At 65.3% G+C, this 25,377-nt stretch carries 26 protein-coding genes; 16 read left to right on the top strand and 10 right to left on the bottom strand.

Going from position 1 to position 25,377, the window contains the following annotated elements:
- Window positions 1-15: 15 nt before the first annotated feature.
- The 3 genes from H0S73_RS01610 to H0S73_RS01620 form a co-directional block, all read right to left on the bottom strand.
- Window positions 16-354, bottom strand: coding sequence for a hypothetical protein (locus H0S73_RS01610; RefSeq protein WP_181050516.1), 339 nt, complete (start codon window positions 352-354; stop codon window positions 16-18).
- Between the two features lie 127 nt (window positions 355-481).
- A complete protein-coding gene (locus H0S73_RS01615; RefSeq protein ID WP_181050517.1) occupies window positions 482-1,648 on the bottom strand; it encodes a DNA topoisomerase IB in 1,167 nt (388 codons plus the stop codon).
- Window positions 1,649-1,675: 27 nt separating this feature from the next.
- Window positions 1,676-1,993 carry a SemiSWEET family sugar transporter gene (locus H0S73_RS01620; protein WP_181050518.1) on the bottom strand — a complete coding sequence of 106 codons (318 nt, stop codon included), beginning with the start codon at window positions 1,991-1,993 and terminating at the stop codon, window positions 1,676-1,678.
- A 109-nt stretch (window positions 1,994-2,102) separates the two neighbouring features.
- On the opposite strand from H0S73_RS01620, the gene H0S73_RS01625 reads away from it, so the two are divergent.
- The 6 genes from H0S73_RS01625 to H0S73_RS01650 all read left to right on the top strand — a co-directional run bounded on the left by H0S73_RS01625 (window position 2,103) and on the right by H0S73_RS01650 (window position 8,777).
- A complete protein-coding gene (locus H0S73_RS01625; RefSeq protein WP_181050519.1) occupies window positions 2,103-3,254 on the top strand; it encodes a glycosyltransferase family 4 protein in 1,152 nt (383 codons plus the stop codon).
- Window positions 3,251-3,901: a class I SAM-dependent methyltransferase gene (locus H0S73_RS01630; protein ID WP_181050520.1), complete on the top strand. Its 651-nt coding sequence runs from the start codon at window positions 3,251-3,253 to the stop codon at window positions 3,899-3,901. Before H0S73_RS01625 ends, H0S73_RS01630 begins: the two co-directional genes overlap by 4 nt.
- Before the next feature lie 144 nt (window positions 3,902-4,045).
- Window positions 4,046-4,561 (top strand): Fur family transcriptional regulator, encoded by a 516-nt coding sequence (locus tag H0S73_RS01635; RefSeq protein WP_181050521.1) that lies wholly within the window; start codon window positions 4,046-4,048, stop codon window positions 4,559-4,561.
- Between the two features lie 87 nt (window positions 4,562-4,648).
- On the top strand, window positions 4,649-5,935 hold the full coding sequence (ispG, locus tag H0S73_RS01640; RefSeq protein ID WP_181050522.1) for a flavodoxin-dependent (E)-4-hydroxy-3-methylbut-2-enyl-diphosphate synthase: 1,287 nt from the start codon (window positions 4,649-4,651) through the stop codon (window positions 5,933-5,935).
- Between the two features lie 196 nt (window positions 5,936-6,131).
- On the top strand, window positions 6,132-8,078 hold the full coding sequence (locus tag H0S73_RS01645; RefSeq protein WP_181050523.1) for a potassium transporter Kup: 1,947 nt from the start codon (window positions 6,132-6,134) through the stop codon (window positions 8,076-8,078).
- Window positions 8,079-8,231: 153 nt separating this feature from the next.
- A complete protein-coding gene (locus H0S73_RS01650; protein ID WP_181050524.1) occupies window positions 8,232-8,777 on the top strand; it encodes a GNAT family N-acetyltransferase in 546 nt (181 codons plus the stop codon).
- Window positions 8,778-8,841: 64 nt separating this feature from the next.
- Here H0S73_RS01650 and H0S73_RS26035 read toward each other — a convergent pair whose 3' ends face one another.
- A complete protein-coding gene (locus H0S73_RS26035; RefSeq protein ID WP_281369095.1) occupies window positions 8,842-9,912 on the bottom strand; it encodes a calcium-binding protein in 1,071 nt (356 codons plus the stop codon).
- 444 nt (window positions 9,913-10,356) lie between these two features.
- Entirely contained in the window at window positions 10,357-11,283 is a 927-nt protein-coding gene (locus H0S73_RS01665) for a polyprenyl synthetase family protein (RefSeq protein WP_181050525.1), read from the bottom strand.
- A 103-nt stretch (window positions 11,284-11,386) separates the two neighbouring features.
- Here H0S73_RS01665 and mtgA point away from each other — a divergent pair, with 103 nt between their 5' ends.
- From mtgA to H0S73_RS01680, 3 genes are all read left to right on the top strand, one after another.
- Window positions 11,387-12,073, top strand: coding sequence for a monofunctional biosynthetic peptidoglycan transglycosylase (mtgA, locus tag H0S73_RS01670; RefSeq protein ID WP_181050526.1), 687 nt, complete (start codon window positions 11,387-11,389; stop codon window positions 12,071-12,073).
- Between the two features lie 150 nt (window positions 12,074-12,223).
- The gene (gene rpmF / locus H0S73_RS01675; RefSeq protein WP_009493255.1) at window positions 12,224-12,409 is read left to right on the top strand and encodes a 50S ribosomal protein L32; all 186 of its coding nucleotides are present in this window, start codon (window positions 12,224-12,226) and stop codon (window positions 12,407-12,409) included.
- Window positions 12,410-12,615: 206 nt separating this feature from the next.
- Complete coding sequence (locus tag H0S73_RS01680) at window positions 12,616-14,238, top strand: EAL domain-containing protein (protein WP_181050527.1); 1,623 nt, start codon at window positions 12,616-12,618, stop codon at window positions 14,236-14,238.
- A gap of 7 nt (window positions 14,239-14,245) precedes the next feature.
- Here the strand turns inward: H0S73_RS01680 and phaR are convergent, their stop codons facing one another.
- Complete coding sequence (gene phaR / locus H0S73_RS01685; RefSeq protein WP_181050528.1) at window positions 14,246-14,821, bottom strand: polyhydroxyalkanoate synthesis repressor PhaR; 576 nt, start codon at window positions 14,819-14,821, stop codon at window positions 14,246-14,248.
- 235 nt (window positions 14,822-15,056) lie between these two features.
- Here phaR and H0S73_RS01690 point away from each other — a divergent pair, with 235 nt between their 5' ends.
- From H0S73_RS01690 to yddG, 4 genes are all read left to right on the top strand, one after another.
- Window positions 15,057-16,235 (top strand): acetyl-CoA C-acetyltransferase, encoded by a 1,179-nt coding sequence (locus tag H0S73_RS01690; protein ID WP_181050529.1) that lies wholly within the window; start codon window positions 15,057-15,059, stop codon window positions 16,233-16,235.
- A 178-nt stretch (window positions 16,236-16,413) separates the two neighbouring features.
- Window positions 16,414-17,139, top strand: a complete 726-nt coding sequence (phbB, locus tag H0S73_RS01695; RefSeq protein WP_181050530.1) for an acetoacetyl-CoA reductase — start codon at window positions 16,414-16,416, stop codon at window positions 17,137-17,139.
- Window positions 17,140-17,269: 130 nt separating this feature from the next.
- Window positions 17,270-18,016: an SDR family NAD(P)-dependent oxidoreductase gene (locus tag H0S73_RS01700; protein WP_181050531.1), complete on the top strand. Its 747-nt coding sequence runs from the start codon at window positions 17,270-17,272 to the stop codon at window positions 18,014-18,016.
- A gap of 73 nt (window positions 18,017-18,089) precedes the next feature.
- Window positions 18,090-18,965 carry an aromatic amino acid exporter YddG gene (gene yddG, locus H0S73_RS01705; protein ID WP_181050532.1) on the top strand — a complete coding sequence of 292 codons (876 nt, stop codon included), beginning with the start codon at window positions 18,090-18,092 and terminating at the stop codon, window positions 18,963-18,965.
- On the opposite strand, the gene H0S73_RS01710 is transcribed toward yddG, so the two are convergent.
- Together H0S73_RS01710 and gloB are read right to left on the bottom strand one after the other, a co-directional pair.
- On the bottom strand, window positions 18,937-19,701 hold the full coding sequence (locus H0S73_RS01710) for a GNAT family N-acetyltransferase (RefSeq protein ID WP_181050533.1): 765 nt from the start codon (window positions 19,699-19,701) through the stop codon (window positions 18,937-18,939). The two genes, yddG and H0S73_RS01710, sit on opposite strands and share 29 nt — an antisense overlap.
- Before the next feature lie 33 nt (window positions 19,702-19,734).
- Window positions 19,735-20,502, bottom strand: a complete 768-nt coding sequence (gloB, locus tag H0S73_RS01715) for a hydroxyacylglutathione hydrolase (RefSeq protein ID WP_181050534.1) — start codon at window positions 20,500-20,502, stop codon at window positions 19,735-19,737.
- A 115-nt stretch (window positions 20,503-20,617) separates the two neighbouring features.
- Between gloB and H0S73_RS01720 the strand changes: the two genes are divergently transcribed.
- The 3 genes from H0S73_RS01720 to H0S73_RS01730 all read left to right on the top strand — a co-directional run bounded on the left by H0S73_RS01720 (window position 20,618) and on the right by H0S73_RS01730 (window position 23,991).
- On the top strand, window positions 20,618-21,370 hold the full coding sequence (locus tag H0S73_RS01720) for a class I SAM-dependent methyltransferase (RefSeq protein WP_181050535.1): 753 nt from the start codon (window positions 20,618-20,620) through the stop codon (window positions 21,368-21,370).
- A 123-nt stretch (window positions 21,371-21,493) separates the two neighbouring features.
- A complete protein-coding gene (locus H0S73_RS01725) occupies window positions 21,494-22,447 on the top strand; it encodes an acetyl-CoA carboxylase carboxyltransferase subunit alpha (protein WP_181050536.1) in 954 nt (317 codons plus the stop codon).
- 257 nt (window positions 22,448-22,704) lie between these two features.
- Entirely contained in the window at window positions 22,705-23,991 is a 1,287-nt protein-coding gene (locus tag H0S73_RS01730; protein ID WP_181050537.1) for a L,D-transpeptidase family protein, read from the top strand.
- Between the two features lie 137 nt (window positions 23,992-24,128).
- Here the strand turns inward: H0S73_RS01730 and H0S73_RS01735 are convergent, their stop codons facing one another.
- Both H0S73_RS01735 and H0S73_RS01740 read right to left on the bottom strand, forming a co-directional pair.
- Window positions 24,129-24,836 (bottom strand): protein phosphatase CheZ, encoded by a 708-nt coding sequence (locus H0S73_RS01735; protein WP_181050538.1) that lies wholly within the window; start codon window positions 24,834-24,836, stop codon window positions 24,129-24,131.
- A gap of 5 nt (window positions 24,837-24,841) precedes the next feature.
- Window positions 24,842-25,225, bottom strand: coding sequence for a response regulator (locus H0S73_RS01740; RefSeq protein ID WP_114943316.1), 384 nt, complete (start codon window positions 25,223-25,225; stop codon window positions 24,842-24,844).
- Window positions 25,226-25,377 lie beyond the last annotated feature (152 nt).

Genomic DNA, 25,377 nt, shown 5'->3' on the forward strand with positions numbered 1-25,377 from the left:
AAGGCGGGCGGTCCGTCACTTGCGGCAGGCGAAGGGCGGGAACGTGCTCGCCGTTCCGGCATTCATGGCGGCGACCACCATCATGTTGGCGAGGTCGAGCTCCTCCGCGGAGCGCGGGCAGACATCGCCCTTCGCCGTGCAGCCCGATGCCAGGAAGTCATCGTGCCGCGCGACGAATTCCTGGCTCAAGCCCTTCATGCCGCGATGGGCTAGGGCGTCCGACCACGCCTTCCTGTAGCGGGCGCACTTCACCTCGGGCCAGCTTTGGCCTTGCGGCTCCTGCGCGACCGATGGCTCGGCGAAGCACGCGAGAAAGGTCACGATGGCGGCGATCGTCGGCAGTGAACGGCTCATCTCGCGCAGTCCCGGTTGATGGGATGGGATGACCACGTGCGAGACGGGAGGTCAAGGTGTTGTGCTTTTGAAGCCATCACGTCGAGCGTTTCGCTCCGGACGGAGCGACCTCGAACCGCCCGGTTCCTCAAACCCGCATCTCGGGCTGATGCTTGTGCTTTCGACCCGCCGAGGCGCGGCGCTTCTTCGCGGGCTTCTTCTCCGCCTGCTTCTCGACCTCGCGGGAGAGGCGCTGCTCCAGCAGGGCCAGGACGGCGGCCTCCTCGGGCTTCAGGCTGGAAAGATCCTCGCGGAGTTCCGTCTCGATCTCCTGCTTGATGTCCAACAGCAGATCCCCGTCGAGATAGCTGGCGAAGACCTCCGGGTGCACGTAGCATTTGCGGCAGATGCTCGGCGTGTTGCCGAGGCGGGACGAGACCTTCTCGATGGCCGCGCGGATGTTCTTCTTGGCCTTCGCGTCGCTGTCGAATTCCTCGAATTCGGCGAGGGCGAGCGCCGCCAGCACCGTTCCGGCCCAGGTGCGGAAATCCTTGGCCGTGATGTCGCGTCCGGTGATCTCCTTCAGGTAGGCGTTCACATCGGCCGAAGCGATCGATTGCTGCTCTCCCGTCTCGTCGAGATACTGGAACAGATCCTGCCCCGGCAGGTCCTGGCAGGCCTTCACGATCCTGGCGATGCGCCGGTCCTTGACCTGCAGGCGCCACGTCTTGCCGCTCTTGCCCTTGAATTGGAAGCGCAGCTCGCTGCCGTCCACCTTCACATGCGGGTCGCGCAGGGTGGTGAGGCCGTAGCTCTTGTTCTGCTTGACGTAGTCGGAATTGCCCACGCGGATGAGCGTGTTCTCGAGCAGGTGAACGACCGTCGCCAGAACCTTTTCGCGCGGCAGGCCGCGTAGTCTCATATGCTCGTCGATGGTCTTGCGGATCGCCGGCAGGCCCTTGGCGAATTCGAGCATGTGCTCGTACTTCGTGCTCTCGCGAACCTCGCGGAAGGCGGGATGGTAGCGGTATTGCTTGCGGCCCTTGGCGTCGCGGCCCGTCGCCTGGATATGGCCGCTGGCCTTGGCGCAGATCCACACATCCGTGTAGGCGGGCGGGATCGCGAGCGATCGGATGCGATCGAGCGTCGCCTTGTCCTCCACCTTCTTGCCGTCCGGCTTGGTATAGGAGAAACCCTTGCCCGACTTCTTGCGCCGGATGCCGGGCTCCTCGTCGGAGACGTAGAGCAGTCCCGCCGTCTCGGCGGCATCGCGAGGATCGACGATGTTCTCGGTGGTGGCGTTCGGGTCCAGCATGGGAAGCCTTGATTGAGGTGCAGGACGTCAACCGGGCCGCGCCAGTCCGGGTTCCCTGGAAGACCGCGCTCCTCGGGATTTGCGCCTGTCGTCGCGGATCTTGAAGACCAGGATGGTGGCGCTCAACCCTAAGCTCAGCAGGTTGAAGACCATCATGGGCCAGCTGCCGATCAGGAATCCGTAGGCCGACCAGAGGACGAACGCGGTGACCGTGACCATGTACATGTGCTTCGAGATCGCCTTCGTATCCCGCTCGCGCCACGCCTTGACCACCTGCGGGACGAAGCTCGATGTCGAGAGGATGCCCGCAATCGTCGCCAGGAATGTCGGCAGCCAATCCGGCATGCAGTTGTCTCCTTGTATCAAGATGACGGCAACGGATCCCGATCGGGGGAGTTCCCTTTTGCCCCTCGCGGAGGGTAGAAGGGCGAAACCGTTTCATCTGGATGATCCCTTGTCTTCCTTGTCCAAGCCTGACGTCCAGGGCCGCAAGCTCGTCTTCGTGGTCACCGAGGACTGGTTCTTCGCCTCACACTTCCTGCCCATGGCCAGGGCCGCGCGCGAACTTGGGCTCGCCGTGACGGTCGTGACTCGGGTGCGCTCGCACCGGGACGCGATCGAGGCCACGGGCGCCAAAGTGATTCCGCTCGAAGCCGAACGGCGCAGCCTGAACCCCATGGCGGCGGGCTATGCCGCCGGACAGCTGGCTGCGATCCTGAAGAGCGAGAAGGCGGATCTCGTCCATTGCATCGCTCTCAAGAGCATCCTGGTCGGGGGCTTCGCCGCCGCCATGGCGGGCATCCCCCGCCGGGTCTATGCCCTGACCGGTTCCGGCTTCCTGGGCGCGCGCACGGACATGGTCGCGCGCCTGTCGCAGCGGGCGGTGCGCCTGCTCGTGCGCTGCCTGGAGACGGGCAAGACCCATTTCGTCTTCGAGAACACGGATGATCCGAAGCTCCTCGGCCTCGACCCGGGGAGCGACCGGGTCACGATCCTCGGCGGTGCCGGCATCGATCCGGATCGTCTCAGGCCCAGCCCCCTGCCCCCGGAGCCGCCGCTCAAGGTCGCGGTGGTGGCCCGCATGCTCTGGTCCAAGGGAATCGACGTGGCCGTGGAGGCCGTGCGAACAGCGAGGGCGAGGGGCGCGGCCGTCGAGCTGTCCCTCTACGGCGCCCCCGATCCCTCGAACCCAAAGGCGATTCCCGAGGAAACCCTGAAGGCCTGGAGCGCCGAGCCGGGCATCTCCTGGTATGGGGCGACCAGGGACGTGGCCGCCGTCTGGCGCGATCATCACGTCGCCTGCCTGCCTTCGCGAGGCGGCGAGGGACTGCCCCGGTCGCTTCTGGAAGCCGCCGCCTGCGGCCGCGCCATCGTCACCACGGACGTCCCCGGGTGCCGCACCCTGGTGCGGGACGGCGTCGAAGGACGCCTCGTCCCTCCCGGCGATGCGGCTGGCCTCGCGGAAGCACTCACGGTCCTGTCCAGCCGGCCTGATCGCGTCGCCCTCATGGGCGAGGCCGCCCGTGCCCGGGTTCTCGACGGATTCACGGAGCGGGACGTCGTCGACAGCGTCAAACGGCTCTACCGCTCCATGCTGGCCGCATGATTCCCGATCCCGCCGCCTTCATCCGGTCCGAAACCCGCCTTCGTCCCGTGCCCCATGCGCCGGAAATCTCCCTGCATGTGGCCGACGAAGCGACGGAGCTTTGGCAGAAGACCGAGGAGGAACTGGGCGAGATCGGCCTGCCGCCCCCTTTCTGGGCCTTTGCCTGGGCGGGCGGACAGGCGCTCGCCCGCTACATCCTCGACCATCCGGAGACGGTGCGCGGACGTCGCGTGCTCGATTTCGCCTCGGGCTCGGGGCTCGTCGCCATCGCGGCCGTGAAGGCCGGCGCCACGGAGGTGACCGCCTGCGACATCGATCCCTTCGCCATCGCGGCCATGGACATCAATGCGGCGGCCAACGGCGTTTCGATCACCCCGCTCCAGGCGGACATCGTCGGAGAGGACAGAGGCTGGGATACGGTGCTGGCCGGCGACATCTGCTACGAGCGCGACCTCGCCGAGCGGGTGATCCAGTGGCTGTTCGCCTTGAGCGAGAGGGGCGCGACGGTGCTGATCGGCGATCCCGGGCGCAGCTATCTGCCCAAAGACCGACTGGAAATTCTTGCGGACTACGAGGTTCCGGTGACCCGCACGCTCGAAGACGCCGACATCAAGAAATCCAACGTCTGGCGCTTCCGGCAACCCTGATCCCGTTCTTTCGGAGCGATTTCTTATTTGAGCGGATTGCCTCTTCAAATGAGTAGTGTTATAACCTATATGAATGAAGTGGATCCACCTCTCGGACGCGGAGGCCACGGAACATTCGACAGCGATTGAACGAGGACCTACCCGATGGCTCATTCGCCTTCTCTTCCGCAGGAACTACCCTATGGCGGCGCTCCGGTTCACGCTTCCGGAACCTCCGAGAAGACGAAACAGGCCCTGGCCCTGTCGGAGGCCCTCTGCCGGGCCAAGGGAGCGCGCCTGACGCCGATCCGCCGCCGTGTCCTCGAGGTGTTGCATGGCGCCGACAAGCCGCTTGGGGCCTATGACCTCGTGGATTTGCTCGGATCGCACGCACGGCGCATGGCTCCGATCACCGTCTACCGCGCCCTGGATTTCCTCATCGGGCAGGGTCTGGTGCATCGGCTGGCGAGCCTGAACGCCTATATCGCCAGTTCCGAGGTTTCCGCGAGTCGAGGTCCCTCGGCCTTTCTGATCTGCGAAGGCTGCGGGGACGTCACCGAAATCACGTCTCCGGACGTGGCTGAGACCGTGCTCAAGGTCCTGCAGGAGCAGGGCTACCAGCCTCGTACGAGGATCCTGGAGATCGCCGGACGCTGCACCCATTGCCAGGACGCTCACTAAGGCGCTCCATTAAGCCGCGCTTGACGAAGAAGGCTTTTGGCATCAGCTAAACGGCGGCAGCCCGGAGCTGCTGTCGTGGATTGCAGCATGTCCTTCATCTCGTCTCCCGAGACCTCCTCCGCCTCCGAGAGCCTTGCCGGTCCGGCCCCACGCCACCGCACCGTAGGGGTGCGCGTGGGCTCCGTCATGGTCGGCGGCGGCGCGCCGATCGTCGTCCAGTCGATGACCAACACCGATACGGCGGACGTGGACGCGACCGTGAAGCAGGTCGCCGCGCTCGCCCGGGCGGGCTCGGAGATCGTGCGGATCACCGTGGACCGCGACGAGGCCGCCGCCGCCGTGCCGAAGATCCGCGAGAGGCTCGACCGGCTGGGAATCGACGTGCCGCTCGTCGGCGACTTCCATTATATCGGCCACCAGCTCCTCGCCGATCACCCCGCCTGCGCCGAGGCTCTGGCCAAGTACCGCATCAATCCCGGCAATGTGGGCTTCAAGGAGAAGAAGGACCGGCAGTTCGGCGCCATCGTCGAGCAGGCGATCCGGTACGGCAGGGCGGTGCGGATCGGGGCCAATTGGGGCTCCCTCGACCAGGAGCTGCTGACCCACCTGATGAACGAGAATGCGGCCTCGGCGAACCCTCGCGACATGCGCTGGGTCACCCGCGAGGCCATGATCCAGTCCGCCCTGCTCTCCGCCGCCCGCGCGGAGGAGATCGGCCTGGGGAAAGACCGGATCATTCTCTCGGCCAAGGTCTCGGCCGTGCAGGATCTCATCGCCGTCTACCAGGATCTCGCCCGCCGGTCCGATTACGCCATCCACCTCGGCCTGACCGAGGCCGGCATGGGCACGAAGGGAATCGTGGCCTCGTCCGCCGCTATGGGAATCCTGCTCCAGCAGGGCATCGGCGACACGATCCGCTATTCCCTGACCCCGGAGCCGGGCGGGGACCGGACCCTGGAGGTCAAGACCGCCCAGGAGCTGCTCCAGACCATGGGGTTCCGCACCTTCGTGCCGCTGGTCGCCGCCTGCCCGGGCTGCGGGCGCACCACCTCGTCCGTCTTCCAGGAGCTGGCGCGGGATATCCAGAACTGGATCTCCACCTCCATGCCCGAATGGCGCCGGACCTATTCCGGCGTCGAGAACCTGAACGTGGCCGTGATGGGCTGCATCGTGAACGGGCCGGGCGAGTCGAAGCATGCCAATATCGGCATCTCGCTTCCCGGAACCGGCGAGCAGCCGGCCGCCCCGGTCTTCATCGACGGCCGCAAGGCCATGACCCTGCGCGGCCCGACCCTGGCCCAGGACTTCCAGAAGATCGTCCTCGACTACATCGAGAAAAACTACGGCCAGCCCGGGCGCGATGCCGCCGAATGAGGCCGCAAGCGGGGCCATGGAACCTCAGGCGAAATTCCGTTTTTAAGCTAAAGCGCGATGTGCTAGAGAGCGCCGCGCCGGCAGTGACAGCCGCTGCGCTCTTTGGAAAAATGGGGCGGAGAAGAAGCCGCCCTTCGTCGTTTGCAGGGTGTTTAACCAGAGCCGTCTGCGGGCACGTCCGCGAAGAAAAGCACACATGGCAGAACAACAAGCCGTTGCCCCAGGACATGCAGACTCAGCAGCCCCTGAGGCCACTCTACCGGATAGCCATTCCAAGGCGAGCTTCTGGACCCTGACCCTCGGCGCAATCGGCGTCGTGTATGGCGATATCGGCACCAGCCCGCTTTACGCCATGCGGGAGACGGTGATGGCCGCCACCGGCGGTCACCATGGAACTCCTGTCCCCCTGACCCGCGAATTGGTGATCAGCATCCTGTCCCTCCTGCTGTGGGCGCTGATCCTCACGGTTTCCGTCAAATACGTGGGCCTCCTGCTGCGGGCCGACAACAAGGGCGAAGGCGGTTCGCTGACCCTGGTTGCGCTGGCGCAGCGCGCCCTCGGACGGCGCAGTCTGCCCGTGCTCATGATGGGCATGGCGGGAGCGGCCCTGTTCTATGGCGATGCCGCCATCACGCCGGCGATCTCGGTGCTCTCGGCCCTCGAAGGCCTGAAGCTCGTCACACCGACGTTCGAAGCTTATGTCCTGCCCGGCGCCCTGGCGATCCTCATCGCCCTCTTCGCGGTGCAGAGCCGAGGCACCGGCAAGGTGGCGGCCTTCTTCGGCCCTCTCACGCTCCTGTGGTTCATCTCCATGGCGGGCCTCGGGCTTTTCCATATCGCCGACGACTGGGAAGTGTTCCTGGCCTTCAACCCATATTACGGCGTGTCCTTCCTCCTGACGCATCCGGGCACGGCCTTCGCCATCCTCGGCAGCGTCTGCCTTGCCGTGACCGGCGCCGAGGCGCTCTATGCGGATCTCGGCCATTTCGGCCGCAACCCGATCCGCGTGGCCTGGGGCACCGTCGTCTTCCCGGCACTGGCGCTGAACTATCTCGGTCAGGGCGCCCTCGTTCTGTCCAACCCGGAAGCCATCACGAACCCCTTCTTCCTGCTGGCCCCACCCTGGCTGCTCCTGCCCCTCGTGATCCTCGCGACGCTCGCAACCATCGTGGCGAGCCAGGCCGTGATCACCGGCGCCTATTCCCTGACCCGGCAGGCCGTGCAGCTCGGCCTGCTGCCGCGCCTGGAGGTCCGCTTCACCTCGGAGACGCACCAGGGGCAGATCTACCTGCCGCGGGTGAACTGGCTCCTCCTGGCCGCCGTCGTCGGCCTGGTGCTGCTCTTCGGCTCCTCCAGCAGCCTCGCCAGCGCCTACGGCATCGCGGTCTTCGGCACCATGGTCGTCACCACCCTGCTCGCCTGTCTGGTGATGAGCAGGAGCTGGGGCTGGGGTCCGGTGAAGACCGGGCTCATCATGATCCCCCTGCTGCTGATCGACCTCACCTTCCTGTCGTCGAACCTGGTCAAGCTTCTCGACGGCGGCTATGTCCCCCTGATCATCGCGGGCATCTTCTTCGTGCTCATGTGGACCTGGGTGAAGGGAACCAGGATCCTGTTCGAGAAGACCCGCAAGATCGACGTGCCGTTCCTCGAACTGGTGCAGATGCTGGAGAAGAGCCCCCCGCACCGCGTGAAGGGCACGGCCGTGTTCCTGACCAGCGACCCGGACACGGCGCCGGCTGCCCTCCTGCACAACCTCAAGCACAACAAGGTCCTGCACGAGAAGAACGTGATCCTCACCGTCAACAGCGCCGATGTTCCCCGGGTGGAGGACGAGGATCGCGTGAGCCTGGAGAATGTGGGCGATTCGTTCTGGCGCATCCGTCTGAGCTACGGCTACATGGAAACGCCGAACATTCCGCGCGGCCTCGCGATCCTGCGCAAGCAGGGGTTCAAGTTCGACATCATGGCGACGTCGTTCTTCCTGTCCCGGCGGTCGATCCGCCCCGCCAGCCAGTCGGGCATGCCGCTCTGGCAGGACAAGCTTTTCATCGGCTTGGCCAAATCGGCGAGCGACGCCACGGACTTCTTCCAGATCCCGACCGGGCGCGTGGTGGAGGTCGGCACGCAGGTGACGGTCTGACGCATCGGACCCAAAAGTGGACTTGCACTTTTGGGATCCCATCCGATGCTTTCCTTTTGAAAGAGCATCGTGCGGACAACCGGATCCTCTTCTCAGCACGATGCTCTAGGGCCTGTTGCCCTCGAGATCGTGCGATGTCAGTTTTGACGGTTCATGACCGACATCACCCTCATTCACCCAAGCCTGGACTGGCTTCCCTCCTACGCCGACGCCCTCGCGCGGGGCTGGTCGCCCAACACGGACCAGGATGTCAGCCGCGAGCAGCTTCTCCAGCTCCGACGCAACCCTGAGCGCTTTCTCCACGACCTCTACAACAGCCCCATGGTTCTGCTGCCGGACGGCCGCGAGGTGCCGCGTCTTCCGGCGCGCGACTTCTGGATCAGCGACGGGGAATTCTGCGGTCGCATCGGGTTCCGCTTTCAGACGGGTACGGAAGACCTGCCGGTCGCCATCTACGGCCATATCGGGTACACCGTCGTGCCCTGGAAGCAGCGGCGCGGCTATGCCACGCAGGCGCTTCGCATGATCCTGCCGGTCTGCCGCTCGGAAGGTTTCTCGCGCGTGCTGATCACCTGCGACGACGACAACGAGGCCTCGCGAAAGGTCATCCTTGCCAATGGCGGCGTGCCCGCGGGCTTTCTCCCGCACAACCGCCGCCCCGGTCACGCCAAGCTGAAGTTCTGGGTGCCGACGGGCTGAGCATGAGCCCCGCCCGCTCTTGGCTGCGGTCTGGAGACATCCTGCGCGCGCTTCGCCTGCCGGTTCAGACGATGAAGAAATCGGCAAAGGTCAGGGCCTGCGCGCCCTGCATGACGGCGAATTGGACCGGCGCAAAGGCTGTCGCTGTGCCGTCGGCGTCGTAATAGAGGGCTCCCGTCGTATTGTCGTAGATGATGCGGTCGGTGGCATCGGCGGCGGCCGTTCCGACATGGAAGGCATCCTCCGTCAGAGCGCCCTTCGGCAGTGCCGCGAAGATGGAGCTGTCCAGCTGGATCGTATCGGCCGCGCTGTTGTAGCCTCGAATGGTATCGACGTTGCTGCTGCCCAGGGCGGTGTTGAAGACGAATGTATCGGCACCGCTGCCGCCGGTCAGCACGTCGTTGCCGAGGCCGCCGTTGAGACTATCGCGGCCGCTGCCTCCGGACAGGCTGTCGTTGCCGCTCCCTCCATCGAGCCGATCATTCCCCCGGCCTCCGATCAAGATGTCGTTGCCGCTGTCACCGAACAGCCGGTCGTTGCCCGCTCCGCCATCCAACAGGTCGTTCCCCTCCCGGCCGTGGATGCGGTCGTTGCCGCCGAGCCCGGGCAGGAAGTCGGCATCGGCCGTGCCCCTGATCGTATTGCTGCTGTCGTTCGCGATCGTAAGCCATTGCCCCCGGATCGCGCCATCCGGGAAGCCCGACGTCGTGGCGTCCGTATAGAAGCCCGCGTCGGACCCGGGAAGACTCAGGTTGAGAATGCTGGCGAACCCCACGATCCAGACGCTGGCCGGATCCGCCGGATCCCAAGTGCCGCTCAACGTCCAGGATCCATCGCTATTGGGAGTAATCTGCAGATTGGGGTCTTGGTTAGGATCGATCTGACCGAAAACGAGATCGCCGTTATAGCCTGCCGTACCGAAATGAAAATGGAATCCCGTGACATCGTCACTGGTATCGGCCGTCTGTGGTCCAAGGCCCGTTACGGCTCCGAAGTCGAGGCCCTTCACGGTGAACGAGTAGGATGCCGTGACAGCAATGCTGTCATAGATCACCGTCCCAACAGCTGTCGCTGTTGAATTCGTCGACGGCACGACTTGATCTCCGGTCATGTTAACGCGGAACGCTGTGGCCATCTATTCCTCCCGTTGATCCAAGCCCCCGGGGTAAGAAGCCCAACTGAATGTCTCCGATCGACACGCTCTGCCGATGGTTGGATGCACCTCGTGATTGCATCGTCTCTTGGTGCCAGGCTGGGAAGATTGTGAAGCAACTCACGTTGTTTTCCCAGGGGAAAGAGCCTGGTAGCTTCCGGGTTACGCCTTCATCGCAAGAGATCGAACAGCACGATCTTCGCGTGCAGATCCGCAGGGTAACATTCGCCGTTTTTTGACAGGGTGAGCCTTTCGACGGATGCAACGCTCCCAATGCGCATTCACGCGATTACCCATAATAGTTCAATGGCTTAGCTTTCGATGAAGGGATGGACGCGTCTCTGCGCATCAAGGGTTCGAGAAGCCACGGGCGAATCTGACCTGAATTGGATTCGCCCCAGGCGATCCTGTCGGGCAAGAGCCCCCTCACACCTGCCGCTCGACCACGAAGCGCACGGCTTCGCGCAAGGTCTGGGCCGGCGGCCCGAACTCGTCGAGAGCGCTCTCGGCCTTCTCCACGAGCTGCCGGCACTCGCGCTGGGCGCCCTCCATCCCGAGCAGGTCGACCAGGGTGGCCTTGCCTTTCTCCTGATCCTTGCCGGTGCGCTTGCCGAGGGCTTCCGGGGTCGCCTCCCGGTCGAGAATGTCGTCGGCGACCTGGAAGGCCGCCCCGAGCGCGCGCCCGTATGCGACGAGCTTGCCGCGCGCCGCCGCGTCGGCCTGTCCCAGGATGGCACCCGCCTCGACCGAGAAGGTGAGGATCGCACCGGTCTTCATCATCTGGAGCAGCCGCACGTCGGCCTTTCCCATCTCGACGGCTCCGTAACGTCCCTCGGCGGTCAGGTCGAGCAGCTGCCCTCCGACCATGCCGCCCGGGCCCGAGGCTCGGGCGAGGCCGAGCACGAGGTCCGAGCGGATAGCCGCATCCCCGGCCGTCGCCGGATCGGCGAGGACCTCGAAGGCGAGGGTCTGAAGGGCGTCGCCCACCAGGATGGCCGTGGCCTCGTCATAGGCCCTGTGGACGGTCGGACGCCCCCGGCGCAGGTCGTCGTCGTCCATGGACGGCAGGTCGTCATGGACCAGGGAATAGCAATGCAGGAGCTCGACCGCGCAGCCCGCCCTGAGCGCCCCCTGCCCTTCCACGCCACAGAGACGTGCCGCCTCGATGGTCAGGAAGGGGCGCAGGCGCTTGCCGCCTCCCAGGACCGCGTGACGCATGGCGGCCATGAGGCGCGGCGGACGGGCAAGCTCGCCGGGAGCCGCTTTGTCTGATAGCAAGGCTTCGAGACTTGCTTCGACAACCTTCGCGGCGTCGGAGAGCCGTGTGGTGAAAGAGCTGGTGGATGGCGTCATGATGAGCCTGAATTCGGATGGAGCCGCCGCTCCACCCGAGGGGAGCGTTGATGAACGAGCGAGGCCGAAATGGACGCTGCGGTCGGGGCGGCCGCGGAGGCCTATGACGGTCACCCGCTTTCTCCACCGAGTCGTCCGGATCGGCCTTGGTCTCACTCTCTTATGGGTCGGGGCGGTCTTTTGGCTAGGCCTTTTGTACTGGGCCGTGCCGCCGGTCTCGACCCTGATGGTCGGACGCTGGCTCACCCTGCAGCCCGTCGAGAGGACCTTCGTCAGCCTGAACGAGATTTCGCCGAACCTGCCGCTCGCCGTCATGACGTCCGAGGACAGCCGCTTCTGCGAGCATAACGGCGTGGACTGGGACGCGCTCTGGGACGTGGTGGAGGCCGCCGACGGGGACGGACCGTCCCGTGGCGCCTCGACCATTCCCATGCAGGTGGCGAAGAACCTCTTCCTGTGGCCGAGCCGCTCCTATGTGCGCAAGGGGCTGGAGATCCCGGTCGCCCTCTATCTCGACCTGATCTGGTCGAAGCGGAAGATGATGGAGGTCTATCTCAACGTGGCCGAATGGGGCGACGGCGTCTTCGGGGCCGAGGCGGCGGCCCAGAGATATTTCCGCAAGTCGGCCAAGACCCTGACCCGCCAGGAGGCGGCTCTCCTGGCCAGGGCCCTGCCCAATCCCCTGGTGCGCAATCCGGCCCGTCCGCGGCCCGGCCATCGGGCCCTGGCGGGCCAGCTCCAGGCGCGCATGGCGCGAGCCGCGCCTTTCAGCGATTGTCTCAAGCCTTGAGGCTTCCTGCGGCAATGAAAAACCCTCGGATTGCGTCAAAGGGCTAGATATTTCCCCAAAGACCTTGTATGAGGCGCAACCTCATCAAGTTTGAGATGTGAGCGTTCCCCGGTTGAGCGGGCGCTCCGCTATTTTAACCGGAGACGAGAAATGGCCGTTCCAAAAAGAAAAACGTCGCCTTCGCGGCGCGGAATGCGTCGCTCCGCCGATGCCTTGCAGGCCCCGACCTATATCGAGGACAAGGATTCCGGCGAGCTGCGCCGCCCTCACCATGTTGACCTGAAGACCGGCATGTACCGCGGCCGTCAGGTCCTCAAGGTGAAGACCGACGCGTAATCGACGCGACATGCGACAATCCGAACCGGCGCCTCCGAGCGCCGGTTTTTTTATGCCCGCAATCCCCAAGGAGCCTGATTTCCTTTCGCTTTTTACCCTTCATTAAGCGTGAGGGCGGATCCTGTATCCCTTGGTTTCCCGGGCAGTCAGGCTTGTGCAGGCGCTTTGGCCGCTCCCGGGTCGGGCGTATTTCGAGGGTGAGTGTGATGGCGACGAAGGGGCAGGGGCGGACGGGGCTTTTCAAGGGCGTTTCCCGGCCGCGACGCCAAGCCTCCCGGAGCCCTCTGCCTCCGGCGAGCGTCACCTATGCCTGGGACATGGTGTCCGACACCCTCACCTGGGGTCCCGGCGCGGCCGAAACCCTCGGCGTACCGGCGAAGGATCTGCCGAAGACGGGGCAAGCGTTCTCCCACCTGATCGAACACGGCTGCGGCCTGTCCCGCCGGGACGCCATTGCCTCCGCCGAGGCTCGGGGCGGAGCCTACGAAACCCGGTATGCCCTGCGCTTCGAGCCGGACCGGGTGACGATGGTCGAGGATGCGGGCCGCTGGCAGCCGGACACCCTCGGTCGCCCTGCCTTCGCCCGTGGCCAACTGCGCCTCGATCCGGTTTCAGGCGCATTGCTGCCTGCGGTGCTGAACCAACGCTCGGAGCTTCTGTGCAGCATCCAGAACGGCATCAATGAAGCTCTGAGGGTGTCTCATACCTGCACCCTGATCGTCGGTGCCCTCGACGATCAAGGAGCCGACGCGATGACGGAGATCGCCCGGAAGGTGCGCCCGATGATGCGCCGTCACGACCTCTTCACCGTCCTCGGGCCCGATCGCTTCGCCCTCGCCCTGACCTGCTGCCCGGCCGCCGATGCTCCGAGCGCCATGAAGCGTCTCGCCGGGCTCATCGGGGATCATCCGGCCGTCGCCTCGCTGAGCCTAGGGGCCGCCTGCGCGCCGGACCATACCTTCAAGGCCACCAAGCTGCTGCGGTTCGCCGAGCAGGCCCTGGCCTCGGGTCTCGAGCGCGGGGAAACCTGCAAGCTCTACGACACGCGCCCGAAGTCCCCCTCGCCGGCTGCCGATCAGGCCCCGTTCGACTGGGTCGACGCCCTCAACAGCCGGAACCTGACGCTCGCCCGCCAGCCGGTGGTAGAGGCCCAAAGCCGTACGCCAGCCCTGATGCAGGCCTGCGCCTCCCTGGCGGGTCCTGAGGGGCGCCCCCTCATGCTCGGCCCGGTGCCGAAGCTCAAGGATACGAACCTCGCCCTTCTCGTGGACGGGCGCATGCTGGAGCTGGCGGCCGATTACCTGAAGGACCATCCCGGCCAACGCCTGGCGCTGCCGGTCTCCGTCAGGACCCTGCAGGATGCCGAGTGGCTGTCCATGCTGGCAGCCCATCTCGGTGCCCGTCCCGGCATCGAATCGCGGCTCATCGTCGAGGTTCCCGAAGCTGCCATGGCCGAGAGCCGGACGGTTCTGGGCCGCCTCCACGCCATGAAGGCCTTGGGCATCGGTCTCGCGCTCACCGGCTTCGGAGCCGGCTACGTGACGCCGGACCAGCTGCGGATGCTGCCCGTCGACCTTCTCAAGATCGACGGCGTCTTCATCCAGCCGCTCAAGCGCTCGACCGACGACCGGCTCACCGTCAGGACCCTGGTCGACAGGGCCCAGCACCTCGGCATCGCCACGGCGGCGGAATGGGTGGAGGATGAGGCCACCGCCCGCCTGCTGGCATCCTGGGGCGTGGATTATTTGCAGGGCGGATTGTTCGGAGAGCCCGAGGCGCTGCCGCAGGCTTCAGGCCTGCAGCGGATGCTGAAGACGGCGCGCGGCTGAACCCGGACTATTTGCTCGCCAGCTTGTCGAGCTTGGCCTGCATGTCGGCCATCTGCTGCTTCAGGCGGTCGAGATCGGTCGTCTCCTCGCTCTTGGCCGACGGCTTCGTCTCGGATGTCCCGGACGAGGTCTGAGGGAAGGGCGCGAACATGCGCATCGCTTCCGTAAAGAAGCCCATGTTCTTGCGCACCTGCTCCTCCATGGCCTGGAAGGCCCCGGGCCCGAAGGCCTGCGCCATCTGCTCCCGGAGCTTCTGCTGCTCCTGGGACAGGTTGTTCATGGAAAATTCGAGGTAGCTCGGCACCAGGGCCTGCATGCTGTCGCCGTAGAAGCGGATCAGCTGGCGGAGCACCGTGACCGGCAGGAGGTTCGGCCCCTCCTTGTTCTCCTGCTCGAAGATGATCTGCGCCAGGACCGAGCGGGTGATCTCCTCGCCGGACTTCGCGTCATAGACCACGAAGTCCTCGCCCTTGCGCACCATGCCGGCCAGATCTTCCAGCGTCACGTAGGTCGAGGTGCCCGTGTGGTAGAGGCGGCGGTTGGCATATTTCTTGATGACCGTCGGTTGTTTGTCCGTCGCCATTTCGCCCGATACGCTCCCGGGAAAACTACCATGGCCGACACTCCCGATCCCGATCCGTCGGAATGCCAGCCGTTTATGATTATAAGTCTTATGCCGGACGATCAAAGCGCCAAAAGTCTAAGGCGTATCGGAGCAGGGTTGCGCATCGGGTCCTTGACATCCCACCCCCTGGGGATTTGATCGAGCCGGCACTACATTCATTCTGCGACCAGACAATCAGCATGAGGAGAGAGGAATGGCCGGAGACAGGATCGTCATCGTCGGCGCGGCGCGCACCCCCGTCGGCTCGTTCAACGGCGCCTTCGCCAATACCCCGGCTCATGAGCTCGGCGCCGTCGCCATCAAGGCTGCCCTCGAGCGCGCCAAGGTCGAAGGCGGAGAAGTGGACGAGGTGATCCTCGGCCAGATCCTCACCGCGGGCCAGGGCCAGAATCCGGCTCGCCAAGCCGCGATGGCGGCGGGCATCCCGCAGGAAAAGACCGCCTGGGGCCTCAACCAGCTCTGCGGCTCGGGCCTGCGTACGGTCGCCATCGGCATGCAGCAGATCGCCAACGGCGACGCGAGCATCATCGTGGCGGGCGGCCAGGAATCCATGTCCCTCGCCCCGCACGCGGCTCACATGCGCTCCGGCACCAAGATGGGCGATTTCAAGCTCATGGACACCATGCTGAAGGACGGCCTGATGGACGCCTTCCACGGCTACCACATGGGCAACACCGCCGAGAACGTGGCCCAGCGCTGGCAGCTCACCCGCGAGGAGCAGGATCAGTTCGCCACCGGCTCCCAGAACAAGGCCGAGGCCGCCCAGAAGGAAGGCCGGTTCAAGGACGAGATCACGCCCGTGACGATTTCCACCCGCAAGGGCGACATCGTCGTGGACCAGGACGAGTACATCCGCGCCGGCACCACGGTCGAGTCTCTCGCCAAGCTGCGTCCCGCCTTCTCCAAGGACGGTACGGTCACGGCGGGCAACGCCTCGGGCATCAATGACGGGGCCGCCGCCATCGTGCTGATGACGGAGGCCGAGGCCGAGAAGCGCGGCCTGACCCCGCTCGCCCGCATCGCCTCCTGGGCCACCGCAGGTGTCGACCCGGCCATCATGGGCACGGGTCCGATCCCATCCTCGCGCAAGGCGCTGGAGAAGGCCGGCTGGAAGGTGTCCGACCTCGAGCTCGTCGAGGCCAACGAGGCCTTCGCCGCCCAGGCGCTCGCGGTCAACAAGGACATGGGCTGGGATCCGTCCATCGTGAACGTGAACGGCGGCGCCATCGCGATCGGTCACCCGATCGGCGCCTCGGGCGCCCGCGTGCTCGTGACCCTGCTGCACGAAATGGGCCGTCGCAACGCCAAGAAGGGCCTCGCCACCCTCTGCATCGGCGGCGGCATGGGCGTCGCCATGTGCCTCGAGCGCTGAACCGCCCGAAGCCCACAAACTGCTAAAACGTCATGAAGCTCCGGAAATTCCGGAGCTTCTCTCTTTCCCGTTCCGTCAAATATCCTAAGCTATGTTGTCAGGGGCTCGGAGAGAGCCGCCTGACGATGAATGGATCCTCAAGAGATCCGCACGGGAACGGTCTTGGGAAGGAAACAGCATGGCGCGTGTTGCATTGGTTACCGGCGGCACCCGCGGCATCGGTGCCGCGATTTCGAAAGGCTTGAAGGACGCGGGCTACAGGGTTGCGGCCAATTACGGTGGCAATGACGAAGCGGCCAGTCATTTCAAGCAGGAGACCGGCATTCCGGTCTTCAAGTTCGACGTTTCCGATGCAGCATCCTGCGAGAGCGGCATCAAGGCGGTCGAAGCCGAACTCGGCCCGGTCGACATCCTGGTCAACAATGCGGGCATCACCCGCGACGGCATGTTCCACAAGATGACCTACGACCAGTGGTCCGCCGTGATCCGCACCAATCTCGATTCCATGTTCACCTGCACGCGCCCCGTGATCGAGGGCATGCGCGAGCGCGGCTTCGGACGCATCATCATCATCTCGTCCATCAACGGCCAGAAGGGCCAGATGGGACAGGCGAACTATTCCGCCGCGAAAGCGGGCGTGATCGGCTTCGCCAAGGCCCTCGCGCAGGAGAATGCCAACAAGGGCGTCACGGTCAACGTGATCGCGCCGGGCTACATCGCCACGGAAATGGTGAAAGCCGTCCCCGAAGAGGTTCTCAAGTCGAAGATCCTGCCTCTCATTCCCGTGGGCCGCCTCGGCGAGGCGGAGGAGATCGCCCGCAGCGTGCTCTTCTTGGCCGCCGACGAGGCCGGCTTCGTCACCGGCTCGACCCTGTCCGTCAACGGCGGCCAATACATGGCCTGATCGACTTGGCCTGATCGACTTGGCCTGATCGAATCGGCCTGACCCGCAAGGCATCGTTCCGGACCCGGCCTGTTCGCGCCGGGTTTCGGAACGACGCGCCCGATCCTGCTGCAAAACGGAGAAGTGACGAATGAACCGCATCGACATGGCGGGCCGAACCGTCGTGATCACGGGAGGGGCTCGCGGCATCGGCTGCGCGATCGGCGAGCGCCTCGTGCAATCGGGCGCCCGGGTCGCCATCTGGGATCTCCGCCTCGACGATTCCCGGACCAGTGCCGCCGCGCTCGCGCAGGATTGCCTCGGCCTGAGCGTCGACGTCTCGGACAGCCTGTCGGTGGAGCATGCCGCGCAGCAGACGCGCGCCGCCTTCGGGCGCATCGACGGCCTGGTCAACGGCGCCGGGATCACGGGACCGGTCAAGCCGCTGGCCGAATATTCCGTCGAGGAGTGGCGCAGCGTCGTCGAGGTCAACCTGACCGGAACCTTCAATTGCTGCCGCTCCATCGTGCCGATCATGCAGGAGAACGATTACGGCCGCATCGTCAACATTTCCTCGGTCGCGGGCAAGGAGGGCAACCCGAACCTCGCCGCCTACAGCGCCGCCAAGGCCGGGATCATCGGCCTCACCAAGTCGCTGGGCAAGGAGCTGGCCAGGACCGGCATCGCGGTGAACTGCATCACGCCGACCACGGCCAAGACGAAGATCCTCGATTCCCTGACGCCGGAATTCATCGAGTACATGCGCGTGCGCATCCCGCGTGACCGCTTCGCCGAGCTGCACGAGATCGCCGCCATGGTGGCCTGGATGCTCTCCGAAGAGAATTCCTTCACCACGGCCGCCACCTTCGATCTCAGCGGTGGACGCACCACGTATTGAGACGTTTTATCCGCTCGACCTCAAGGCGCCCCCGCTTCGCATTTACGGGCAACCCATGCTAGTGGCGGGCATCATGACGACTCGCACCGCCACCTCCATCGGCCTCATCGCCATCCTGCTCTGGTCCATGCTCGCCCTGTTCACGGCCGCGACAGGCACGATCCCTCCGTTCCAGCTCAACGCGATGACGTTCCTGGTCGGCGGACTGGTGGGCGTGGGCAGCTGGATCGTGCGGCCTCAAGGGCTCAAGGCCCTGCGCCAGAAGCCCGTCGTCTGGGCCTTGGGGATCGGCGGCCTGTTCGGCTACCACGCGCTTTATTTCGCTGCCCTGCGCTGGGCGCCGCCGGCCGAGTCGGGGCTGATCAATTACCTTTGGCCGTTGCTGATCGTGCTGTTCTCCTCGCTCCTGCCCGGCGAGCATCTGCGGCGGGCGCATATCGTGGGAGCGTTGCTCGGATTTGCGGGCGTCATCGTGCTGATCGCCGGGCGCGGCGCCTTCGATGCGCGCGCCGAATACATGCCGGGCTACATCTGCGCTTTCGTGGCCGCCTTCGTCTGGGCGGGCTATTCGGTGCTGTCCCGCCGTTTCGGCCAGGTTCCGACCGATGCGGTGGCGGGCTTCTGCCTCATGACCTCGCTCCTGAGCCTCGTCTGCCACCTCGCCTTCGAGACCACGATCTGGCCCGAGACGACGACGCAATGGCTCGCCCTTCTGGCGCTCGGCCTCGGCCCGGTGGGCGCGGCCTTCTACGTGTGGGACATCGGCATGAAGCGCGGCGACATCCGCTTCCTCGGCGTCGCCTCCTATGCGACGCCGGTGCTGTCGACCCTGCTGCTGGTGGTCGCCGGCTACGCGGAGCCGACCCTGACGCTCTTGCTCGCCTGCGGCCTCATCGTGGCCGGCGCGCTCATTGCTACCCTCACACCGAAGAAGACCGTCCCGGCATGACCCGGTGGGTGTATCGGTAGGCGGTCTCGAAGCCGAGGGCCCCATAAAGCGAGCGGGCTATCTCGTTTTCCTCGCGCACCTGCAGATAGGCCGTGTGCGCCCCCTCCCGGCAGCCCCACGCCATGAGGCTCGCCACCACCCGGCGGCCCAGGCCGATGCCGCGCAGGTCCGGCGCGACCACGATGTCGTAGAGGCCGACATAGCCACGCTCCACCACGCCGAGGCCCCAGGCCACCGGTCTCTCGTCGAGGCTGAGCGTCGCGAATGCCGTCTTCTGGCGGATCCGGGAGACGATCCTCATCAGCGTCTCGTCATCGGCCTTGTCCCCGCCATAGGATTCCGCCGCCGCCCGCACCCAGCGCTTGGACACCTGCGGGTCGAGGCTCACTTCCGGATCGCTCTCGCAATCGCCGATCCTGATCGGAGCCGTGAGGACATGCGTGGGCTCGATATCCTTGAAACCGCGCTCCTTCAGCAACTCGTCCACCTGGGGCGCCTCTATCCCGTTGAGACGGAAGGTGGGACGCACATTGGCCTCTACGAAGCGCGCGACCATGTAATCGAGGAGCTCATCATCGAGGCCGATATCCGGCCGGAAGGGCGTCGCGGAATTGGCCCGCTTCGAGTAGCCGTTCGCAAGACGGAGAACCCAGCCGTCGTAGAGCTGATAATCGAACGAGGGCCAGGCGTTCAGGAGGCGGCTCTCGAGTCCGATGATGAGACTGTGGTCGTTCATGAGGCTGTCGGCTCCTGCAAGGTCATGCCCTCATCAGAACCTGTTCTTCCATTCGCGCAAGGCCTGAAACACCTCCACGGGCGAGGCTCCTTCCTTATGAACGGATTTCGCGAGCGCAGGCTCCCCGGCCCTTAAGAACGGATTGACGGCTTTCTCCTGGCCGATGGTGGTCGGCACGAGAAAGCGGCCCTCCGCCTGGGCCCTCTCCGCTTCCGCCGCCCGCGCCTTCAAGGCCTCGTTATGCGGATCGGCGGCGAGAGCGAACCGCGCATTGGACAGCGTGTAATCGTGCCCGCAATAGACCCGTGCCTCGTCCGGCAGAGAAGCGAGACGCTGCAGCGTGGCCCAGAATTCCGCATAGGTTCCCTCGAACATCCGCCCGCAGCCGAGGGTGAAGAGGGTGTCGCCGGCAAACAGCGCCCGATCCGCCGCGAACCAGTAGGAGACGTGGTCCATGCAATGACCCGGCGTCTCCCAGACATGGGCCTGAAGGCCGCCCACATGCACCGTATCGCCTTCGCGCACATAGGCATCGGCGGACGGCACCGCCTCGCGCGCCTTGACCGGAGCCACGACCCGGCAGCCCGTGCGACGCTTCAGAGGCTCGACGGCCTGCACGTGATCGGCATGGCGGTGCGTGACGAGGATGTCGGTCAGCTGCCATCCCGTCTGGGCAAGAGCCGCCAGGATCGCCCCCTCGTCGGGCGCGTCGATGGCCGCGCAGGCCCCCGTATTGGGATCGTGGACCAGAACACCGATATTGTCCTTGAGGCAGAGAAAGGCGTGGATCTGGGCGGACATCGGGGCACCTTGTCTTGATGTGCTCTGAGCTATCATGGAACAGTCGGCCCGTGAAACCAGACCCGGATCACGCATTCGCTTGCCGGGCCGGATCGAGAGGCAAGCCGTTGAGATCATGAGCATCGACATTACGGATCTGCGCGGCTTCTACGCCAGCCCCTTGGGAGCCGTGACGCGCCGATTCGTCGGACGCGCCATAGACCGGTTCTGGGGGCCTCTCACGGGCCTGCGCGTGCTCGGCCTCGGCTATGCGCCCCCTTATCTCTCGGCCGTGAAGGGCGACAGCGAGCGGACGCTGGCCTTCATGCCGGCGAACCAGGGCGTGGTGAACTGGCCCAGGACCGGCGCCTCGGCCTCGGCGCTCGTCGATCCGCTGATGATGCCCCTGCCCGATGCCTCCATCGACCGGGTCCTCGTGGTTCATGCCCTGGAGACGGTGGAGAGCCCGAGCGAGCTCCTGCACGAGATCTGGCGCATCCTCACCCCCGGCGGGCGGATCATCCTGGTAGCCCCCAACCGCCGGGGCCTGTGGGCGCGCATGGACACGACCCCCTTCGGCTACGGGCAGCCCTACAGCCGCTCGCAGCTCAAAAGCCTCATGCGCCAGACCTGGTTCTCCCCCGAAGGCTGGGCAGAAACCCTCTACGTCCCTCCCTTGCGCAACCGCCTCCTGCTCCAGAGCGCCCAGGCCTGGGAGCGGGTGGGTTCCGGGTTCTCGCTGCCCTTCGCGGGCCTTCACATCGTGGAAGCGACGAAGCAGCTCTACCGGCCGGGAGCCGTCCATGCGGTGCGCCGCTCCCGGCGCCTCTCGCCCGTTTTCGTCCCGGCTCCGGCCGCCCCCGCCTCGCGAATGACGCCACTGTCTTGATTCCGCCGGGTTTTGCGGGAGTAAGACAGGGCTCAACTTGACTTGAGTCCTCCAAAACGCCAGTGTCCGGCCCGCTTCGGCAGGGCTATCCGGTCACGCCGGCCTTCATGTTCATAGAGTCTGATGCGCAGTTATCTCGATTTCGAAAAGCCCGTCGCCGAGCTGGAAGCCAAGGTCGAGGAGCTCCGGGCCCTCGGTGAGAACCGGGACGCCGTCTCCATCACCGACGACATCTCGCGCCTGGAGGTCAAGGCCGCAGACGCCCTGAAGGAGCTTTATGCCAAGCTCACGCCCTGGCAGAAGACCCTGGTCGCGCGCCATCCCCAGCGCCCGCATTTCGTCGATTACTGCGCCGGCCTCATCACCGAGTTCACCCCCCTCGCCGGCGACCGCAAATTCGCCGAGGACGAGGCCATCGTCGGCGGCTTCGGCCGATTCCGGGGCCAGCCCGTCTGCGTGATGGGCCAGGAGAAGGGCTACAACACCGAAACCCGCATCCGGCACAATTTCGGCATGGCCCGTCCCGAGGGCTACCGCAAGGCCGTGCGCCTGATGGAGATGGCCGACCGGTTCGGCTTGCCCGTTCTGTCCTTCGTTGATACCGCCGGAGCCTATCCCGGCATCGAGGCGGAGGAGCGCGGCCAGGCCGAGGCCATCGCCCGCTCGACCGAGATGCAGCTGGCGCTGGGCGTGCCGAACGTCTCTCTCGTGATCGGTGAAGGCGGTTCGGGCGGCGCGATCGCCATCGCCACGGCCAACAAAGTGCTGATGCTGGAGCACGCCATCTACAGCGTGATCTCTCCGGAAGGCGCGGCCTCGATCCTCTGGCGCGACGCAGCCCGTGCCCAGGACGCTGCCACCAACATGAAGATCACGGCACAGGACCTCCTGCGCCTCGGCATCATCGACGGCATCGTCACGGAGCCCGTGGGCGGCGCTCACCGGGATCCGCAGGCGACCATCCAGGCCGCCGGCAACGCGATCGAGGAAGCTCTGCAGGACCTCGGCAACATGGGCCCGGCCGAGATCCGCGACCACCGCGCCGACAAGTTCCTCAATATCGGGCGCAAGCTCTAATTCGACTCGTCCGATGTCTCGCCCGCCCGGCGCCCCGGGCGGGTTCCCTTGGCCGCTCCCCTTTACCCCGGAAGAGATAGGCACCCCTCCGATGAGCGGTGCCGCAACCTGTCTCAGGCCGATCTTTTACCTTCGATTCAGCATAACTCCGTTACGGCCCCGCTTGCAGTAAGGGCCAGTTAAGGCTAACGATTTAAGGGTTAAAGGGGAACTGACCGGCACAGACGCCGGCAGATCAAAAATTGCGGGGTCCCCCCATGATGAAGCGTTTTGCATTGGCCGCGAGCCTGGTGCTCGCGCTTGCTGCCTGTCAGGACGACCAGCTTTCCCGTGGCTCTACACGACATCTCGTCCCGATTCCGCCGGCCACGATGGCGCTGATGTCCACGAAGGGCATGTCCAAGGCCGATCCCATCCTGATCCGGGCCTATAAGAAGGAATCGGAGCTGGAGATCTGGAAGCGCGGCTCCAACGGGAAATACGCGTTGCTCAAGACCTATCCGGTCTGCCGCTGGTCCGGCCAGCTCGGCCCCAAGACCCGCGAAGGCGACCGGCAGGTGCCGGAAGGCTTCTACTCGGTCACGCCGGCCCAGATGAACCCGAACTCGGCCTTTTACCTGTCATTCGATACCGGCTATCCGAACGCCTACGATCGGTCCTTCGGCCGCAACGGCGGCGACATCATGGTCCATGGGGCCTGCTCCTCGCGGGGCTGCTTCGCCATGACGGACCAGAATATCGCCGAGATCTACGCCATTGCCCGCGAGGCCCTCGGCGCCGGTCAGCGCAGCTTCCAGTTCCAGTCCTATCCGTTCCGGATGACGGCCGAGAATCTGGCCAAGCACCGCCTCGACCCGAATATCGGCTTCTGGAAGAACCTGAAGGAAGGCTCCGATACCTTCGACGTGTCGAAGGAGGAGTTGCGCGTGGCGGTTGCCAACAAGCGCTATGTCTTCAACGCGGACGACAGCACGATGGCCGCCGTGACGCAGAAGCAGCGGCACGACGAGCAGGAGGTGGCCGATCTGGTCGCCAAGGGCGAAAAGCCGATCAAGCTCGTTTACAACGACGGCGACACGCATGAATCCTTCCGCGCCGCCCTAGCCAGCGTGTCGGGCGTGTCCGACAGCAAGCTCGGTTTCGTGAGCCGCACCGAAGGCATCTCTTCCGGCCCGCAGCAGATCGCGCTCGACGACAGCGGCCGCGAGAAGATCGACACGCCGTCGACTGCGCTCGCCTTCGCGTCGATGAAGGAGGTCCCCGCCTCGCAGCCTGAGCCTCGTCAGGCCGCAAGCCGCGTAGCGGTCACCCAGCAGACCGCGCCGGTCGCCACCGCTGCCGCGGCGGCCTCCTCGCAGGAGACGCCCTTCTACAAGAAGATGTTCAGCGGCGTGACCGACCTGTTCAGCACCTCGGATGCCCAGCCCGTGGCCGAGACGGTCCAGGTCGCTCCGGCTCCTCTCAAGGCGGCACCGACGGCGAAAGTCGTGCCGCAGAAGCGGGCGCAGGGCTCCACCGCGGTCAACGTAGCGGCGGCGAACTGAGCCGCAATCCCGTTCAGACGCAAGAACCAAAAGCCCGCCTCACCGGCGGGCTTTTTTGTTGATGGGACTGGAAGTGCCCGCAGCAGAAAGCCCGGCGCGATGGCCGGGCTTCGATGGGTCTTGCCGCACAGTTCCGGTCAGCCGAACAGGGCGTCGATGGCATCCTGGGAGGTGCGGTTCGGATCGCCGTCGAGGGCCGGCCCGTTCAGCAGGGCCTCGTCCCCATCCCGCTCCGGCATCTGGAAGGCGTCCACGTCGTTGAAGCTTTCGAGGCCGCCCCAGATGTGAGCCATCTGGGTCACGCGCTCCTCGATGAACTTCATCGAGCCGACGACCTTGCTGATGCGCTGGCCGGTAATGTCCTGAAAATTGCACGCCTCGAAGATCGTGATCACCTTGTCGGAGATGCGCTGGGCCATCGCGGCGTCCTCGCCCGACAGGTGCGAGGACAACGCTCCGGTGATCTCGTCGATCTCCTCGGCCGCCGCCAGGATGCTGTTGGTGGCTGCTTCCGTACCGGAAACAACGGCCCCCAGTTCATCCGTGACGCTCGTTACCTGCCCTCCCGGCGTGTGCGAGTGTAGGGTCGCGATCTCCCGCTTGGTGCGCTGGATCGATTCCGTGATGGCGTCGAGCTCTTCCTTGAGCCTGAGCGCCTCGCGCAGGTCGGTACGGATCTGGTCCAGGAGAGCCTTGGAGGCCCCGCTGTTGGGCTCGAGCGCCGCGTGAATGGCCGCCATGCCCCGCATGATTTCCGCATGCCGTCGGGCGGCGATGCTCTCGCGGGACTGAGCCAGGAGGTCCAGGCTCAAAGGGTCGAAGGAGACGGGTGGCGGAAGGCGCATCGTGGCTACTCGCCCAGCACCGCGGCGATCTTCGAACGGAGGGTTTCCGCGTTGAAGGGCTTCACGATGTAGTTGTTCACGCCCGCCTGCTTGGCGGCCACGACGTTCTCGGTCTTGGCCTCGGCGGTGATCATGATGAAGGGAAGGGCATTCAGCTCCGCGTCGGCGCGGACCTTCTGGAGGAGCTCGAACCCAGTCATCGGCGCCATGTTCCAGTCGGAGATCACGAGCCCGTACTTCTTCTCCTTGAGCTTGCCCAGGGCTTCCGAACCGTCCTTGGCCTCGTCGACATCGGTGAAGCCGATCTGCTTGAGGAGGTTGCGGATGATGCGCAGCATCGTCTGGTAGTCGTCGACGATGAGCACCGGAAGAGAGGTATTCAATGCCATGATGTTTCGGCCCGAATTGAGAAAGGGTTGCGGATCGGGCCCTTCGGCAGGGCCCTGGTCCAAAAAGGGTTGTTGTGTCCCTGCCTTATTCACGACGATGCTTGTCTCAAGCTGACCTCGAGACGACAGCAAAAAGCCCGGCACGATGGCCG

Origin of the sequence: Microvirga mediterraneensis, assembly GCF_013520865.1 — a bacterium.
Classification (GTDB): Bacteria; Pseudomonadota; Alphaproteobacteria; order Rhizobiales; family Beijerinckiaceae; genus Microvirga; species Microvirga mediterraneensis.

What these genes read in the sequence shown, in the direction of transcription:
- H0S73_RS01610 (WP_181050516.1), bottom strand. Translation starts at nt 354, where the DNA reads ATGAGCCGTTCACTGCCGACGATCGCCGCCATCGTGACCTTTCTCGCG.
- H0S73_RS01615 (WP_181050517.1), bottom strand. Translation starts at nt 1,648, where the DNA reads ATGCTGGACCCGAACGCCACCACCGAGAACATCGTCGATCCTCGCGAT.
- H0S73_RS01620 (WP_181050518.1), bottom strand. Translation starts at nt 1,993, where the DNA reads ATGCCGGATTGGCTGCCGACATTCCTGGCGACGATTGCGGGCATCCTC.
- H0S73_RS01630 (WP_181050520.1), top strand. Translation starts at nt 3,251, where the DNA reads ATGATTCCCGATCCCGCCGCCTTCATCCGGTCCGAAACCCGCCTTCGT.
- H0S73_RS01635 (WP_181050521.1), top strand. Translation starts at nt 4,046, where the DNA reads ATGGCTCATTCGCCTTCTCTTCCGCAGGAACTACCCTATGGCGGCGCT.
- ispG (WP_181050522.1), top strand. Translation starts at nt 4,649, where the DNA reads ATGTCCTTCATCTCGTCTCCCGAGACCTCCTCCGCCTCCGAGAGCCTT.
- H0S73_RS01645 (WP_181050523.1), top strand. Translation starts at nt 6,132, where the DNA reads ATGGCAGAACAACAAGCCGTTGCCCCAGGACATGCAGACTCAGCAGCC.
- H0S73_RS01650 (WP_181050524.1), top strand. Translation starts at nt 8,232, where the DNA reads ATGACCGACATCACCCTCATTCACCCAAGCCTGGACTGGCTTCCCTCC.
- H0S73_RS26035 (WP_281369095.1), bottom strand. Translation starts at nt 9,912, where the DNA reads ATGGCCACAGCGTTCCGCGTTAACATGACCGGAGATCAAGTCGTGCCG.
- H0S73_RS01665 (WP_181050525.1), bottom strand. Translation starts at nt 11,283, where the DNA reads ATGACGCCATCCACCAGCTCTTTCACCACACGGCTCTCCGACGCCGCG.
- mtgA (WP_181050526.1), top strand. Translation starts at nt 11,387, where the DNA reads ATGACGGTCACCCGCTTTCTCCACCGAGTCGTCCGGATCGGCCTTGGT.
- rpmF (WP_009493255.1), top strand. Translation starts at nt 12,224, where the DNA reads ATGGCCGTTCCAAAAAGAAAAACGTCGCCTTCGCGGCGCGGAATGCGT.
- H0S73_RS01680 (WP_181050527.1), top strand. Translation starts at nt 12,616, where the DNA reads ATGGCGACGAAGGGGCAGGGGCGGACGGGGCTTTTCAAGGGCGTTTCC.
- phaR (WP_181050528.1), bottom strand. Translation starts at nt 14,821, where the DNA reads ATGGCGACGGACAAACAACCGACGGTCATCAAGAAATATGCCAACCGC.
- H0S73_RS01690 (WP_181050529.1), top strand. Translation starts at nt 15,057, where the DNA reads ATGGCCGGAGACAGGATCGTCATCGTCGGCGCGGCGCGCACCCCCGTC.
- phbB (WP_181050530.1), top strand. Translation starts at nt 16,414, where the DNA reads ATGGCGCGTGTTGCATTGGTTACCGGCGGCACCCGCGGCATCGGTGCC.
- H0S73_RS01700 (WP_181050531.1), top strand. Translation starts at nt 17,270, where the DNA reads ATGAACCGCATCGACATGGCGGGCCGAACCGTCGTGATCACGGGAGGG.
- yddG (WP_181050532.1), top strand. Translation starts at nt 18,090, where the DNA reads ATGACGACTCGCACCGCCACCTCCATCGGCCTCATCGCCATCCTGCTC.
- H0S73_RS01710 (WP_181050533.1), bottom strand. Translation starts at nt 19,701, where the DNA reads ATGAACGACCACAGTCTCATCATCGGACTCGAGAGCCGCCTCCTGAAC.
- gloB (WP_181050534.1), bottom strand. Translation starts at nt 20,502, where the DNA reads ATGTCCGCCCAGATCCACGCCTTTCTCTGCCTCAAGGACAATATCGGT.
- H0S73_RS01720 (WP_181050535.1), top strand. Translation starts at nt 20,618, where the DNA reads ATGAGCATCGACATTACGGATCTGCGCGGCTTCTACGCCAGCCCCTTG.
- H0S73_RS01725 (WP_181050536.1), top strand. Translation starts at nt 21,494, where the DNA reads ATGCGCAGTTATCTCGATTTCGAAAAGCCCGTCGCCGAGCTGGAAGCC.
- H0S73_RS01730 (WP_181050537.1), top strand. Translation starts at nt 22,705, where the DNA reads ATGATGAAGCGTTTTGCATTGGCCGCGAGCCTGGTGCTCGCGCTTGCT.
- H0S73_RS01735 (WP_181050538.1), bottom strand. Translation starts at nt 24,836, where the DNA reads ATGCGCCTTCCGCCACCCGTCTCCTTCGACCCTTTGAGCCTGGACCTC.
- H0S73_RS01740 (WP_114943316.1), bottom strand. Translation starts at nt 25,225, where the DNA reads ATGGCATTGAATACCTCTCTTCCGGTGCTCATCGTCGACGACTACCAG.